The 16,108-nt window shown below is 47.0% G+C and carries 9 protein-coding genes and 1 pseudogene; 3 read left to right on the top strand and 7 right to left on the bottom strand.

Features of this window, described 5'->3' with window-relative positions; translation table 11 throughout:
* The 3 genes from RH949_RS31780 to RH949_RS31790 form a co-directional block, all read left to right on the top strand.
* The coding region (locus tag RH949_RS31780) for a hypothetical protein (protein WP_446358834.1) at positions 1–305 on the top strand (305 nt) is incomplete at its 5' end.
* Positions 306–595: 290 nt separating this feature from the next.
* Positions 596–2,095 (top strand): efflux RND transporter periplasmic adaptor subunit, encoded by a 1,500-nt coding sequence (locus RH949_RS31785; RefSeq protein ID WP_446358836.1) that lies wholly within the window; start codon positions 596–598, stop codon positions 2,093–2,095.
* 80 nt (positions 2,096–2,175) lie between these two features.
* On the top strand, positions 2,176–5,262 hold the full coding sequence (locus RH949_RS31790; RefSeq protein WP_446358838.1) for an efflux RND transporter permease subunit: 3,087 nt from the start codon (positions 2,176–2,178) through the stop codon (positions 5,260–5,262).
* Between the two features lie 68 nt (positions 5,263–5,330).
* Here the strand turns inward: RH949_RS31790 and RH949_RS31795 are convergent, their stop codons facing one another.
* From RH949_RS31795 to RH949_RS31825, 7 genes and pseudogenes are all read right to left on the bottom strand, one after another.
* Positions 5,331–6,551: a glycoside hydrolase family 10 protein gene (locus RH949_RS31795; protein ID WP_006100611.1), complete on the bottom strand. Its 1,221-nt coding sequence runs from the start codon at positions 6,549–6,551 to the stop codon at positions 5,331–5,333.
* Positions 6,552–6,861: 310 nt separating this feature from the next.
* A complete protein-coding gene (locus RH949_RS31800) occupies positions 6,862–7,746 on the bottom strand; it encodes a pentapeptide repeat-containing protein (RefSeq protein WP_446358841.1) in 885 nt (294 codons plus the stop codon).
* A gap of 554 nt (positions 7,747–8,300) precedes the next feature.
* Positions 8,301–9,446 carry a DNA replication/repair protein RecF gene (gene recF / locus RH949_RS31805; RefSeq protein WP_446358843.1) on the bottom strand — a complete coding sequence of 382 codons (1,146 nt, stop codon included), beginning with the start codon at positions 9,444–9,446 and terminating at the stop codon, positions 8,301–8,303.
* Positions 9,447–9,526: 80 nt separating this feature from the next.
* The gene (locus RH949_RS31810; protein ID WP_006100642.1) at positions 9,527–12,355 is read right to left on the bottom strand and encodes a cation-translocating P-type ATPase; all 2,829 of its coding nucleotides are present in this window, start codon (positions 12,353–12,355) and stop codon (positions 9,527–9,529) included.
* Between the two features lie 78 nt (positions 12,356–12,433).
* Positions 12,434–13,558 carry an Rpn family recombination-promoting nuclease/putative transposase gene (locus RH949_RS31815; protein WP_006100394.1) on the bottom strand — a complete coding sequence of 375 codons (1,125 nt, stop codon included), beginning with the start codon at positions 13,556–13,558 and terminating at the stop codon, positions 12,434–12,436.
* A 172-nt stretch (positions 13,559–13,730) separates the two neighbouring features.
* Complete coding sequence (locus RH949_RS31820; protein ID WP_446358848.1) at positions 13,731–15,980, bottom strand: ShlB/FhaC/HecB family hemolysin secretion/activation protein; 2,250 nt, start codon at positions 15,978–15,980, stop codon at positions 13,731–13,733.
* Positions 15,973–16,108 (bottom strand): annotated as a pseudogene (locus tag RH949_RS31825) (RNA-guided endonuclease TnpB family protein); the annotation flags it as partial. The gene RH949_RS31820 and the pseudogene RH949_RS31825, both read right to left, overlap by 8 nt.

Consider the following 16,108-nt stretch of genomic DNA (forward strand, 5'->3'; position numbering starts at 1 on the left):
TTATACCAACGGGGGTTACAGACGCGATGAAAGAAGCGTCTGTACAAATGGAAGTGCTACGGGTATCGAACCCTTGCACTTCCCGCTCTCCCCCTACCCCTTACTTCGTTGAAGGGGTAGCCCCTCGCGATTCGGGTGGGAGGGCAGAGGGAGCTGGGGAAGCTGGGTTCGTAGTAGGCACTTTAGTGCCAGAAGCGAAGACAGCGCTTACTACAAACTCTAAAGTCAGTGGCATTCGACCTAAATCACTCTGTTGGATGAGTCAAATGGGTGATGTTGAACTCGTTACTTCTGCCATACCTTAAAGAAAGGTTACATCTTCCCCAGCTTCCAGACGTGCCGTGGCACTGCATTGCCTCCTCATACCAAATCCACCTTTATACATACATTTATTTATACCTTGAGTCCTATTGCCTGTTGCCTGTTGCCTTGTCCCCACCATACAGGGGGGTAGTTGACCCGAAGCATCAACCAACCGCTTGGTCAAGATTGCGCTACAATGTAAAGTAGTGTTAAGTAAAGTAACCAAATATTCATTAACTTAATCTTTACAATTACAAAGCTAGCGACCTCGATCCGTCAAAGAGGAATAACAGTGACTCAGACAGCACCAAATCCCAAGAAAAGCCAGTTGAATCGTTCTTCTATCGCCAAACCTGTCGAACTCAAACAGGATGTCGATGTTGTCTTCTATCTCCCTGATGCTGAAGCCGACACTTATGCACAAGATGCAGGTTCCTCTCCCCAATCTGGAACCGAGGACGCCAAAAAAGGCTGGCTATCTGGAGGAAAAGGGCTGTTTTTAGGCATCGGCATTGGTGTCCTCTTAGCGTTAGGGGCGACGCGCTTAGTCTCGTCTCAACAAGCAGACGCCCCAACAGCAGAACCTCCCGTCGCCACATCATCTGCCCCGAGTCAAAGCGTAACTGTAGCCCAAGTGACATCCGAGAGTGTCAACCGCCGCTTAGACGCCACCGGAAGTGTCGCTGCTTTTGAAATGAGTCCCGTCTTGTCTCAGGCGACAGGCTTACAAATTCAACAGGTGTTGGTGGAAGAAGGACAAGTTGTCAAAGCTGGACAGTTATTAGCCCGCCTCGATGATTCGGTACTCCAGGCACAATTACGCCAAGCCCAAGCATCTGTGGCTCAAGCCGAAGCCCGCCTCGCGGAACTTCGGGCAGGTTCCCGTAGTGAAGAAATTGCCCGTGCTAAAGAAGTGGTGAGCAGCGCTGAATCTGCTGTTGCAGCCGCCGAGTCAGACTTAGAATTAGCTAGAACCCGGGTCGATCGCAATAAAAAGCTGCAAGCTGAAGGTGCTATTGCCCGCGATCGCTTAGATGAAGTCTACAATCAAGAACGCAGCTATCGTTCCCAACTCGAACAGGCACAAGCCCGGTTACGAGAAGCCAATCAGCAACTTGCCCAACTTCAGGCGGGACCTCGGCGGGAAGTGATTACCCAAGCCGAAGCCCAACTCGCCCAGGCACAGGCGCAGGTGCAATCCACGATGGCACAACTCAACAACACCCGTATCGTGGCTCCTGTGAATGGTAAAATAGCTGAACGGAATGCTCGTGTGGGAGATGTCACATCTGGTTCCCAAACTCTCTTCAAAATTATTGAAAATGGACGTTTAGAACTGATTGCCACTGTTCCTGAAACTCAACTTCCCCAAATTCAACCCGGACAATCGGTAACGATTACCTCAGATGCAGATAAGAGTTTGCAACTGTCGGGAAAAGTTCGGGAAATTGACCCGATGATTGATGAAGCCTCCCGTCAGGCGAAGGTGAAGATTGATTTACCTGCCTCAGCATCATTAAAACCAGGTATGTTTTTACGGGCGTCAATTACTACCTCAGCCGCCCCAGGGTTAACGGTACCGGCTAAAGCCATCTTGCCTCAAAGTGACGGGAGTGCGATCGCCTATATCTTGCAACCCGATAATACAGTGAAAGCCCAGTCTGTTGAGGTGGGTGAACCTCTGAGTGATAATCGGGTGGAAATTAAAAGTGGGTTATCTGTAGGCGATCGCGTGGTAGTTAAAGGTGCAGCTTATTTAAAAGATGGCGATACCGTTGAGGTGGTTAACTGATTCGATAAACAGGATTTTGATTACCCGGTAGGGGTTTGGTTTCCAAACCCTCTTTGGTTTCCAAACTACTAACGAAGTTTATGTCTTTTCATCTCTCTGCTTGGTCAATTAAAAAACCTGTTCCGACTATCGTCTTATTCCTAATTTTGGGCATCTTTGGTTTGGTGTCCTTTTTTCGCTTAGGAATTGACAGTAATCCGAATATCGATATTCCCGCCGTGATGGTGACGGTGACTCAACCGGGTGCGGGACCCACAGAATTAGAAACCCAAGTCACCAAGAAAATAGAAGATTCAGTGGCGGGGTTAGGAAATATTGATGAACTCACCTCCACTGTCACGGAAGGGAGTTCCACCACTACTGTTAGTTTTGTCCTGGGAACCGATAGCGATCGCGCCACGAATGATGTGCGGAATGCGGTTGCCCAAATTCGTCAGGATTTGCCCCAGGATGTGAATGAACCGATTGTCAAACGCCTAGAGTTTGCGGGCGGTTCAATTATGACTTATGCAGTGGCGTCTGAGACGCGATCGGTTGAACAATTAAGTGATTTAGTCGATCGCACGATTAGCCGCGCCTTGCTGAATGTACCGGGTGTGGCGCAAATTGACCGTTTGGGGGGTGTGGATCGGGAGATTCGCGTTGATCTTGATCCGAGTCGCTTGCAAGCTTATGAGATTACTGCGACTCAAGTTAATGATCAAATTCGCAATTTGAATATTGACTTACCTGGAGGGCGGGGAAATGTCGGCGGAAGTGAGCAAAATATTCGGACTTTGGGAAGTGCGGAAACGGTTGAGGAATTACGAAGTTATCGGATTGTTCTTCCTAATGGTGCGACGGTTCCCTTATCGAGTTTAGGGGAGGTTGAGGATAGTTTTGCTGAACAGCGACAGGCGGCGTCGTTGAATGGGGAATCTGTGGTTGCTTTTTCGGTGCTGCGGAGTACAGGTAGCACCTTAGTCACCGTGGAAGAAGGGGTGCGTGAGGCGGTTGCCCAACTGAAAAAAACTCTACCTAATGATGTAAGTCTTGAACTCATTTTCACCCGTGCCGATGCGATTCGGGATTCCTATCAAGCCACGATTGATGCCTTAATTTTAGCCTGTATTTTAACAGTGATTGCCGTCGGTTTGTTTTTGCGGGATTGGCGAGTCACACTGATTACGGCTACAGCGTTACCCCTATCAATTATTCCCACATTTGGGGTGATGAAACTCTTGGGATATACCCTCAACGGGATGACATTATTGGCGTTAGCTTTAGCCGTGGGTAACTTGGTCGATGATGCAATTTGTATGATTGAAAACATCGACCAACATTTAGATATGGGCAAAAAGCCGTTTAACGCTGCATTGGATGCTTCACGGGAAATTGGGTTAGCGGTGGTGGCGACAACGGCAACAATTGTGGCGGTGTTTCTTCCAGTGGCGTTTATGGGGGGGATACCAGGTCAGTTTTTCCAACCGTTTGGTGTTACGGTGGCTGTGTCTACGATGTTTTCTACATTGGTGGCTTGTACGATGACACCGATGTTAAGTGCTTATTTGCTGAAATCGAAAGGGAACAGGGAACAGAGAACCCTTTCAGGGCAGGTAGGGAACGGGGAACGGGGAACCCGAAAAAAACGGATTCACCCTTACCGTAATCTGCTCAATTGGGCATTACGTCATCGGATTACAACCCTATTAATTGCCGTGGCGTTCTTTATCGGTAGTTTACAACTGGTGCCGTTAATTCCCAAGGGTTTATTTGATAGCGGGGATACGGGGTTAAGTAGTGTAATGGTTGAACTTCCCCCTGGATCAACCTTGAGTGAAACTGAAGAAATTATGCAACAACTCAACCAATCGTTGCAAGAGAATCCGGCGGTTGAGAAAGTTTTTACGACGGCGGATCAGATCAATTCGGGTACAGTCTACGCCAACCTGTTACCTAAAGATGAACGAGAGGTTTCCCAGCAGGAATTTGAACAACAAATGCGCCAGGTGTTCCGAACCATTCCGGGGGCGCGGATTAGTTTTCAAAGTCAAGGTGCTGGGGGAGGCGGTAAGGATTTATCGATTGTGCTGAAGAGTGAAAATGCCCCAGTGTTGACGCAAACGGCGGAAACCTTGGAGAAGCAGATGCGGGATATTCCGGGATTGGTGGAAGTCACTTCCAGTACCAGTTTAGTTAAGCCGGAAATTGTGATTCAGCCTGATCCAGAACGGGCGGCGGATTTGGGGGTTTCGGTGGGCGCGATCGCACGAACGGCATCTTTGGCGTTAATTGGCGATAATGAGTCGAATCTGGCTAAGTTTGATTTAGCGGATCGGCAGATTCCAATTCGGGTACAACTGAACCCAGATACTCGCGCCGATATTAGTACCCTGAAAAATTTACAGGTTCCCAGTCAAACCGGGAATTTGGTTCCAATTAGTGCAGTGGCGGATATTCGTTTGGGAAGTGGTCCAGCGCAAATTGACCGTTTTGATCGCAATCGTCAGGTATCGGTGGAAGCGAATTTAGAGGGGATTTCTCTAGGCGATGCGTTAGAAACGGTGAAAGCGTTACCCGCGATGAATCCCCTCCCGCCCGATGTCGCTGAGGAACCGGCTGGGGATGCCAAGATTATGCAGGATATTTTTACCCGGTTTGCTACAGCATTAGGGGCGGCGATTCTCTCGATTTATGCGATTCTGGTGTTGCTTTATAGCAATTTCTTGTATCCGTTTGGGATTTTAGTGGCTTTGCCTTTATCCATTGGTGGGGCGTTACTGGGGTTGTTAGTGACGCAGAAAGAGTTGGGCTTGTTTGCCTTAATTGGGATTGTTTTGCTGATGGGATTGGTGACTAAAAATGCAATTTTATTAGTAGACTTTGCTTTAGCTGGCATAAAAGAAGGAAAACCCCAATTTAAAGCGGTAGTGGAGGCGGGGGTGTCTCGGTTACGCCCAATTCTGATGACCTCGGTGTCTACAATTGCGGGGATGATGCCCATTGCCTTAGAATTAGGGGCGGATGGTGAAGTACGCAGTCCCATGGCGATCGCGGTAATTGGTGGGTTTACGACTTCAACCTTGTTAACCTTGGTGGTGGTTCCCGTGTTATTTACTTATGTGGATAACTTATATCACTGGATGCGCGGATTATTTGGGGGAAAGAAAAAGCAGGTTCAGTTATAACTAGAGTTTATATGGGAACACGTTGATGCTATTGTTAGATTATTCTGCGATCGCTATTCCTCTAATCGCTAATTTACTGGATATTTCTGGGCTTTTTTGTCCAGTGTTAGGCGGATAGCGGGATAGGGAAATAATTCGCGAAATCCCCGCCTTCGCTGTTGCGGAGACTCCGGAGTCAAATAACTCCACAGGGTTTCCCAATAAAAAAAGGATACACCATCAAAGGCGCGATCGCGAACCGCTTCAACTTGGGCTTGAATTTGCTCAAAGGAAATCGGATCAGCCAATGTTCCCGTTAAAATGCCAATACTTACCGGAATAGTTCGCCGCGCCATGCGTACTGCGGGTTGATTAAGTTCCGCCGTAAAACTACTCAACTCATCCCGATAAACCTGTAACACTAATTCATCAACCCAACCCCGTTGTACCCAGGTTTGCCAGTCTTGTAGATAATGTTTATAAGCAAAGGCTTGGGGATTGGGTGAAAGCGAGATGATACAATCCGGTTTAATTGATTTAACCGTCTGGACAATCTCTCCCATAAACTCGCTAATCTTATTCGCCCGCCAGCGCATCCATTCACTATTTAATGGCGAATTTGGGGGAGAATTTCCATAATGTTCTTGCTGATAACGCTCAATGGTATAAGGATCATAACCCAATTCCACAGGCATCCCAAAGTGATCATCCAACTGAATCCCATCCACATCATATTGGCTGACTACTTCCTTAATTAGATCCAGGATAAGCTGTTGTACCTCTGGATGTAACGGATTCAGCCATAAGAGTTGGGGATTCTCCGGATCAGATTTTTGAGTTAAACTCTGAGTGATCCAAGTGGGATGACGCCGCGCTAATTCAGAATAAATCGGTGTCATAAATCCATACTCAAACCAAGGAATTACCCGTAACCCTTGGCGATGTCCCTGCTGTAGAATATCTGCCAAAACATCTCCATTGAGGCGCATAATTGCCAGCAAAGGTTCTTGTGTCGCCACTGCACTCGGATAAAACGTATGTCCCCGATTCCAAACCACCGGATAAACCGTGTTAAAGTTCAGTTTAGACAATTGCGCGATCGCTCGGTTAATTCCCCATGGCGAAAACAATACACCACTGGCGACATTTGTCAACCAAACGCCTCTAATTTCTGTAATTTTTGTTGGCGTTTGGGAACGCGCCAAAGATGGGGAAAATACAATCGATTTAGCAACCAGTAGGACAATACTGAATACCAGCCCTAATACGAGAAAAACCCTGAATCTACGTTGACGTTTGTCATTCGTCATTCGTCATTTGTCATTTGTCATTTGTCAATGGATTAATCTTAACCCCCCTTAATCCCCCGTGCAATAAAAGCGAAGCATCCTTTTGTCTCCCCCATGAAACAAAACGCGAAGCATCCTTTTGCCTCCCCCTTTTTAAGGGGGACGGAAGGGGGATCTAAAAAGGGGGGAACGAGGAGGGTAGGGGAGAAATGTTCCCTCCCCTTGATAAGGGGAGGGTTAGGGTGGAGTCAGATCAAGGTATTGCTTTCTTTTTGAAGCTCAAGTTGACACCAATGAATGTTTGCGCCCGATTCTAGGGTATCAATTTTCGTCACACAGCCGTTGAGTAAACAAATTGGTTATTAGCTTGAAATCCAACGCCTTGGTTACTGACTGGAAATCCTCCCCCATTACTCCCCTGCATCTCGTTAATATCTAAACCATAGAGTTTTGCACCTTTTAACTTAGCATCCAGCAACTCAGCTTTTCTGAGAATTGCCCAGGTTAGATTCGCATTTTCCAGATTCGCATTCTCCAGATTAGCGCCCGTCAAATCTGCGCCTTGGAGATTCGCCCAATCCAGTTTAGCGGATTCTAAATTCGCGGCAATCAAACTTGCCCCTTCTAAATTAGCCCGACTTAATCTCGCACCACTGAAATTAACCCCTTCTAAATCAGCGCCCGCTAAATCTAAATCTTTTAACCAGGCGTAGCTGAGATTGACAAAACTCAGTGCTGACCCATAAACCCTAGCACCAATCAACCGTGCTTCCGATAAATTCGCCCATTTGAAATTCACGCCCGTTAAATTTGCATCTCGCAAATTCGCCCGTTCTAACTGCGCTCCGCAAAGATTTGCACCCCATAAGTTAGCCCGTCGGAGGTTTGTACCATTCAATATTGCCCCACTGAGTTTAGCACCCGTGAGCTTTGATTTGACCATAAAAGCACCATTGATATTAGCTTTAGTCAAATCAGCGTCAACAAGTTTGGCATCGCTCATTTTAACGTAATTAAGATTCGTCCAATTCATCTGAGTGCCACTCAAATCTGATTTGAGTAAAAATGCTCTGGTCAAATCAGCACCTCTGAGATTCGCCCCTGTTAGGTTAACTCCGATTAACATAACTCCCCTGAGGTTAGCCCCACTGAGGTCAATCCCGGTGAATTCTCGATTTCCTTGTTCGTACAGTTTGAGAAGTTGTCTAACGTTCATAGCTACAACGTCCACTAAGTATTTATGATTTGGGCAAAGTTGAATGATTGATAATTTTAATGGAATTCTCTTTCTACTTTAATCCTGATAGTTAATGAATAAACCTTCTTTGAAAAAATTTACGTTTATGCCCAAAGTCCTTAAACTGTAGTATAATCCATCCTTTCTCTCTGAGCCTATTCCTAGAAACCGGGTTTCTCGTCAGTATGACAACGCAATATCAACCTTTCACCCCAAGAAACCCGGTTTCTTGACCGATGTCCTAGGACGTCGCCAAAATTTAAAATCCTTAACGTTGCCAAAATGTTCCTGTCTGACTTTACTAATAAAGATTATACTGCTATACGATTGCCATTTCGCCCAAATCGCCGCCTTCTTTATCAAGCTTAAAGAAGTTGTTGAGTAATATTAACTTCACCACTGTCCGCCTAATAATTCAGATTACACTGCCATACTTGTCATACACCCTATACTATTTAAATTGGCAATTAATGGGCTGATAGAGTGATGATTAGAACAAACAAGATAATTGTATGACAAATAACGACTGATTTTTACGCCAGGGTGTGAATTTGACCCGCTTGAACAGAAAGAATTTGGGAGGAGTTCAACCACTGAGCATCAAATGCGCCTAAGTGAGTGGTTGTAATTAGGGTTTGAAACCGATCTTGAATCGCATCCAAAAGCTGATTTTGGCGGTTAGGATCAAGTTCTGCTAAAACATCATCTAGTAATAACAGGGGCGGTTCACCCACCACTTCTTCTATTAGTTTTAACTCTGCCAATTTTAGTGCCAAAACCAACGTCCGTTGTTGTCCTTGAGAACCATAGGAACGGGCAGGGGTTTGGTTAATTGTAAATTCCACATCATCTCGGTGTGGACCAACCAGAGTTATCCCCTGACGCTGTTCAGGAAAACGACGATGGTGGAGTTTATCTAAAAATGCCTGTTGAACAGCTTCTGGGTCATCCTTCTCTAGGTTGACATTTGGCGCGTAGGTCACTTCGAGTAACTCTGTTTTACCACTAATACTACTATGCCAAGATTGAGCAAGTGGCGCTAATCGTTGCAACACTCTAGCACGACGCCGAGTCACACGCGACCCTGCTGTTGCCAGTTGTGCATCCCAAAGAGCCAGTTCTGTCTGGGGTTGCTTTGATATTACCCCCTCTGTCCTCTCTTCCTCCTGCTTCCGGATGGTTTTGAGCAACGCATTGCGCTGGCGCAGGACTTGATTATATTGCTGCAAAATATAAGCATAAATCGGTTCAAGTTGGGTGAGAATAGAATCCAGCCAATTCCGGCGTCGTTCCGGACTTCCACGCACTAAATCCAAATCCAGACTGGAAAACTGTACCGCATTCAAAATCCCTAAAAAATCAAGCTGGCGACGTAAGGATTCACGATTTAAAGCAACAGTACGCCGTCCCTGACTGCGAAGGGTTAACCCCAATTCAACAGAACCATAAGCCCGTTCCAATAGTGCCTGAATCTGACCCATCGAGGCGTCTTCCAACACCATTTCGCGATCGCGCCCTGACCGATGACTTTTCAGTGTCGAGAGTAATTCTACCGCTTCTAGCAGATTAGACTTACCCTGAGCATTATTCCCCACCAAAATCGTTTTCGGTGCCTCAAAATTAACCAAGCAATCCCGATAATTCCGAAACTGGCGCAACTTTAAGCATTTTAAGTACATTGGTCATGGTTGACTGTTGACTATTAATTCCAATTACCTGTTCCCTGTTCCCTGTTACCTGTTTCCTGTTCCCTGACCAATTACCGATTTTTATACCAACGAATAAACAGCTTCTCCAACTCAACCCAAATAAACAATGACGTACTAAACCCCAAGCAAATCAGCAGTTCAGTAAGCGTGAGAGGTTCTGTCCCAAAGAAATTTTGCAAAAATGGCACATAAACCAATGCCAGTTGCAAGATAGTCGTAACCGTTACTGCCCAAATTAAATAGGGATTCGAGAACGGATTTATCTCAACCGTTAAACGAGTATTGGAACGAACCGCGATCGCATGTCCCATCTGAGCCAAACATAAGGTTGTAAAGACCATCGTCTTCCAGTGGAGTGGATAATAGTCATAAGCCAGCGCCATTAAAATAATCGTGACAATGGCGAAAATAATCCCAATCCGCACCATATAGGCACCCAGCCCCCGGGCAAAAATACTCTCACGGGGACTAAAGGGAGGACGCTTCATCACATCCGGTTCAGCCGGTTCTACCGCCAACGCTAAAGCAGGTAAACCATCAGTCACTAAGTTCATCCAGAGAATTTGTAACGGTGACAGGGGAACATCTTGGAGTCCCATAATCGGTGCTGCGGCAATCGTTAACACCTCACCAATGTTACTGCCCAAGATATAACGAATAAAGCGACGGATATTATCATAAACCGTCCGACCTTCTTCAGTCGCAGCAACAATCGTGGCAAAGTTATCATCCAGCAGCACCATATCACTGGCTTCCTTACTCACATCGGTTCCGGTAATCCCCATAGCAATCCCGATATCCGCTTGCTTCAGGGCGGGAGCATCATTTACCCCATCTCCCGTCATCGCCACGAATTCACCTTGACGCTGAAGCCCTTGGACAATCCGCAGCTTATGTTCAGGAGAAACACGAGCATAAACGCTCACCTCCTTGACCTGTTTATCCAGATCCGATTGTCCCAGCTTTTGTAACTCCTGACCCGTGAGAACCCGATCATGTTGATCCGCAATACCCAAAGCATGGGCGATCGCGCGAGCGGTAAGCTGATGATCTCCGGTAATCATCACCGGGCGAATACCTGCATTCCGACAACGGCGCACGGCATCCATAACTTCTGGACGAGGGGCGTCTAACATCCCCACCAGTCCCAACCAAACTAATTCTTGTTCAGTGGTTTCACTCTTCTCTACCCTGTCATCAGGTGCAGCATCTAGAGGCTTATAGGCAAACCCCAAGACTCGCAATCCCGCCCCAGCCATTTGATTATTGTGTCGCAAAATATCCGTCCGTTGCTCATCGGTCAACACCTCGGTGCGATCGCCCGCCTGCAAAGAATGGCAACGCTCTAAGATTAACTCAGGGGAACCCTTGGTAAACATGAGGTAGGTTCCTTGTCCATCATTGGTTCCCGCTGAGCCATTTGACCCTTGACAGATTACACTCATGCGCTTTCGCTCTGAGGAAAAAGGAATTTCACCCACCCGAGGAAACTGACGCCGCAAGGGTTCTTTATCAACACCCCCCTTCCCAGCGAGGGTAATTAATGCCCCTTCAGTGGGGTCTCCTAAAATCAGCCAATCATCCTGTTCATACTGCAAAATAGCATCATTACAGAGGGCACACCCTTGAAGTAAGACCTGTAATTCGGGATACTCTTGGGTAGAAACGGCTGTCTCGGCGATGAGAAACTCCCCGTTAGGCGCATAGCCTTCTCCCGTGACTTGGAATGTGTGCTGGGGCGTGATCACCCATTGCACGACCATCTTATTTTGAGTCAGGGTACCCGTTTTATCCGAACAGATCGTCGTCACACTCCCTAAGGTTTCCACGGCTGGAAGTTTACGGATCAGCGCATGGCGACGCACCATGCGTTGAGTTCCCAGTGCCAAGGTAACGGTAATTACAGCAGGTAAGCCTTCTGGCACAACCGCTACCGCCATACTCAGGGACACTTCCACCAGTTGTTGGAGAACACCTAAATCTCCGCCACTTTGAATTAAGCCGCCAACAACAACCAGCACCACCAAGATCAGAGAACCACTGACCAAGACATTTCCCAATTGGGTCATTCGTTGTTGTAGGGGCGTCGGTTCGCTTTCCACCCCTTGCAGCATTTCAGCGATGCGTCCCAGTTCCGTCTTCATCCCTGTGGCTGCAACCAAGACGGTACCACGACCTTGAACAACTTCGGTACCCTGAAACACTAAATTGATGCGATCGCCTAAGGGGGTATCCTCCGCTAAAGTGAGGGCAGCTTCCTTATTCACCGCGTTCGCTTCTCCAGTTAAAGCGGATTCCCGGATCTGGAGGTTTGATTCCTCAATTAACCGTCCATCAGCAGAAACTTGCACCCCCGCTTCCAGGAGCATAATGTCTCCAGGGACAAGCTGTTTGCTATCCACCTCCATCGGTCTACCCTCGCGGAGGACACGGACTTTGGGAGAGGCGAGATTTTTCAGGGCGGCGAGGGCTTTTTCCGCCCGACTTTCTTGGAGATAGCCCAAGACACCATTAAGAATAACGATTAATAGAATCGCGATCGTATCCTTAAATGGAACTTGACCCGCCTCTAATCCTCCTTGTCGCCAATCGATCAGATCAATGACTCCGGAGATGATTGCCACCACAATCAGCATAATCAGCATGATGTTGGTGAACTGATCCAGAAGAATCACCCAAGAACTGCGACCCGCAGTTTCTTCGAGTTCATTTAATCCGTAGTATTGCGATCGCTCTTGGACTTGTTCAGAGTTTAAACCCGTCTGGGGATTGCTATCCAGTTGGGTCAGCGACTCTTCTATGGATTGGGTATGCCATGCATTTAACGGATCAGGCAGCGAATGGGAACGATGAGATGAAGTCACGGGGCAGGTTTGCATAAACACGATACCCAATCAATCATAGTCTTTTCAGACAACAACTGTAAGCAGGTGCATTGGGGAATGAGCAGACTCTCATCATTTAATCGCATTTTGTACCATGGCTTTGTTGAGGATAGCAGATGGAGTTTGAAGGGTATCAGGGTTCGTCACAAGTTTCTCTACTGTCGCACTCAATAACCCGGAGCAGATTTGACGCCAAGCCTCACGCTGTGCTGTATGTGCTTCCTGCTGGCACCATTGTGCGATCGCGTCTGATAAGTCTTCTAGTTTATCGGGTAAGGGTTGAATTAAAACAGCCAACTCAGCTAAGTCTTGTGGAGAGAAAAGCTGGCGTTGATGATTTAACAGCTCAACAAAAGCGGCAACATTTTGTTGAGCGAATAACTCAGCAGCCTGTTGGACAAATTCCAATGGCAAATCTTGCAATTGAGCGATTTGCTCCAAGCTTAATCCAAACTGGATCATGCGTGGTATAGCGGTTAATTTGGCTTTGAGTTCGCCTATTTTTTTACCTCTTTGTTCCCCTCTTTGTTCCCCTTCATAAAACCCTTCTTGCTTGGCTTCCTGATACACTTTAGTTTGTTTGAGTTCACTTAATCCTAACATGGCTTCTATCTCCTGACGGCTTTTTTGTGGTAATTTATAAACGATGATTGTTTCGATTAAATCAATTAAGTCTCGTTTGGTCGTTGGATCAGCGATCTGGACTTGGGCTTGGTCGATTAACTGCCTTGCCACTGTCGGTGCTGTCTGTTGATTCTCGATTACTAGCTTAACAATGTTTACCCCCAGGGAATCCGATGCTGTTTCCTCTAACTCGTCCAAGTAAATCCGTTGCACTCGACTCAAGAGTTCCCTAAATTGTAACGGTTGTTCTCGTTCAATCCGGCGACTGGGGTAAATCACTACAACCCGCCAGGGATGAGGGGGTTTGTATTGATTCAGAAAGATAAACAGTTCTGTAAATAAACGATAGTATAAATTCTCATCGGGTTGAAACTGAACTTCAACGACGTAGAAGGGTTGGTTTGAGGTTGGGTTCTTTGGTAAAAATAAACCATCGAGTCGAAATGAGAGTTGTTTGACTTCACGGGAGGTGAATTGATATGTTGCGGCTTGTGCTGTGGATTGATTAATCAGTTCAAAGAAGATACTAGGGAACTCTTTAAACAGGCTATAGAAGATGGTGTCAGTTTTCACATTCTCCTGGGGTAAACGTCACCGAGTTGACAAGGGGTAGTATGGCAACTCTGTGACCCAAAATTTCTATAGCGAAGATATTGACAAAATCAACAAGATATGAATAGAGACAATGAGAGAGAGTAGGTAAGAGGTGTTGGTGTAGGTATATCTGCGCCGGAGGAACTTCAGATTAAAACTGATAACGAACCGAAAAGTGAAATCCCTGATCTTGAGCATTCTGACCTTGATCCTCCAGTTCCACTAAGGGAAGTCCATAGTCAAGGCGCAAATTTAATCCGGGTAGCGGTTGCCAAAGTATTCCCATACCTAGACTGGCTAAAAACTGCTCTTGAGGCAGAGGGTTCTGATTATCAGGATTATTCCACACCCAACCTGCATCAAAAAATGGCGCAATTTGGAACGTTGACGCACCGGATGCATTTTTCTCTAAGGTGATCCGGTCTTCTAAGAATAATCGCACGCCATTATCTCCAATTCGAGCATTCTGTCGATAGCCGCGCACGGATTGAGCGCCACCAATGACAAATTGCTGAGACGGTAAAAGAGTGTTGGGGGTTAGTTGAATATCAGCCCCCATAATTAAAAAATGACTATCACTGAAAATTTGAACTCGTTGGATCTGACCCAGCCAGGTCAAAAAACGTCCATCTGGTATGGGATCAGGATTAACGGTAGCATCCAACCAGCCTGTACCCAGACTAAAGAGCGATCGCACTGACCAGGCTCCTCTGGAATCACGACGTAGGTAGTCTTGTCCAAATTGAATCACACTGGTGCGCGTTATCCCGTCAATATCAGCCCCAGGACTTAAAGGGGCGGGCATATCCAAAAAAAATGTCTGACTGTCCCTAAAGCTAAAAGCTAGGGATAGGGAGAATTCTTCACGGGAGGTGCGAATTAAGGGTTGACTAAAACTAATCTCATACTGTTCTGATTCCCCCTCAATACCGAATTGAGCAAAGGGTTCGGCTGTGATTTGATTGCGATCAACGCTGGCTTGCACTTGTAGAGTGCCATTTTTCGGATTCAGGGGAAGGCGATAGCCCATGTTTATCACCTTTGAGCCACCCGTGGTGGAATAGGAGGAACTAGCAGTCAGTTCATCTCCATACCCGGTTAGATTACGATAGCGTCCATTTACGCCCAATCGTTCTGAACCTACACTCGGCGGTGAATAGTTATCGGTGGTGAGGCTACCCTCAAAGGGATTGGCTTCAACGACACGAATAATTAAATTGCTCTTTCCCGGTTGACTACCAGCACGAAGACTGGCGTCTACAGATTCAAATAAGGGATTTGCCCGCAGTAGCCGCAATTTATCTTCCACGCGAGCAGTATTGAGGGGTGTGCTGACGCCTAGCTGAATCCGATTCCGGATATAACTGGGTTTAAGGCGGCGAATCCCCTCAATTTTAATCTCCTCCAGACTCCCTTCTAGGACAAAAATCTCTACGACACCATCAGTAATAACTTGGTCTACTAGAATGGCTCTTGAGGTGATGTAGCCACGATTTAAATAGAGTTGAGTGATAGCATCAGCAGCCTGTTGCAATTGTTGTAGAGTAACCGCTTCGCCTTCCAAGGGTTGGACAATGGGATTGAAGTCTTCGGGTTCAAAGATGGTGCTACCTGTGACATTGATTTTCTCGATTTGAATAGCCTCCACGTTAGAATTCGTGGGACGAGAGGGAGTGGGTTCGGGTTGGGTCAACGGTGGGGACTCATCAGGACGTAAGGGTTCAGGACTAGGTGTGGGTTGAGGAAAACGATCTTCTGGACTGGGTTGGATGGTTTCGGGGTTGGGAATCGTGGGCGGGGTTTGGGTAATCTGGAGATCATCCAGGTCAGTGTAATCTGGGGTAAAAATAGGCTGGGGTTTTGAATGGGTAGAGGCGGGTTTTACTTCAATGGGGTCTTGACTTATGCCGATGGGATCAAACTCGCCTAAACTGAGTGAGACAGGGTGAACCTTGAGCGACCCTTGAGGGCATGGTTGTGAAGGAAAGTCATCTGGATGCAAAGCGCGATCGCGCGATTCGAGTTCAGCACGATTGGGCTGCTCTCTACAGGCTTCCTTGGCTTCTCTCTCCCTGGACTGGAGATCCTGGGTTAGTTCATGTTTGTCTAAAGCTTGATTATCTCCATCTACGATGCCACTTAACTCCGTTCCTGGGAGCCAGTTCTCCTCTGTTCTAGAGTCATCTTCTGCCTTCTGAGAGCCTTCTACCTTCTGAGAGCCTTCTACCCTGTGAGATTGCTGGTGAGAGAGTTCCATCAGGTTAGGGAAATGAACAGGGTTGTGGCTCACTGGTGACACAGACATTGGAGTTGTACCCAACGCCGTTGATGCATTTAGACTGATAATACCCACCCAAACAGGTGTCAGTTGTCCCAGAATCTGCCCCTGTGAACTACCCATCGCTGACTTTCAGTACAGCGTGGGCTTCTGATTTCGCTGGGGAATGCCGCAGCTTAGACTTACGCCCAAGCTTTGGTCTTACTTCCCCTCCGTCAGCAGCAGTCCCAGTCCCTGAGACCGATAAGATT

This window comes from Coleofasciculus sp. A1-SPW-01, assembly GCF_040217205.1.
In the GTDB taxonomy this organism is placed as follows: domain Bacteria; phylum Cyanobacteriota; class Cyanobacteriia; order Cyanobacteriales; family Coleofasciculaceae; genus Coleofasciculus; species Coleofasciculus chthonoplastes_A.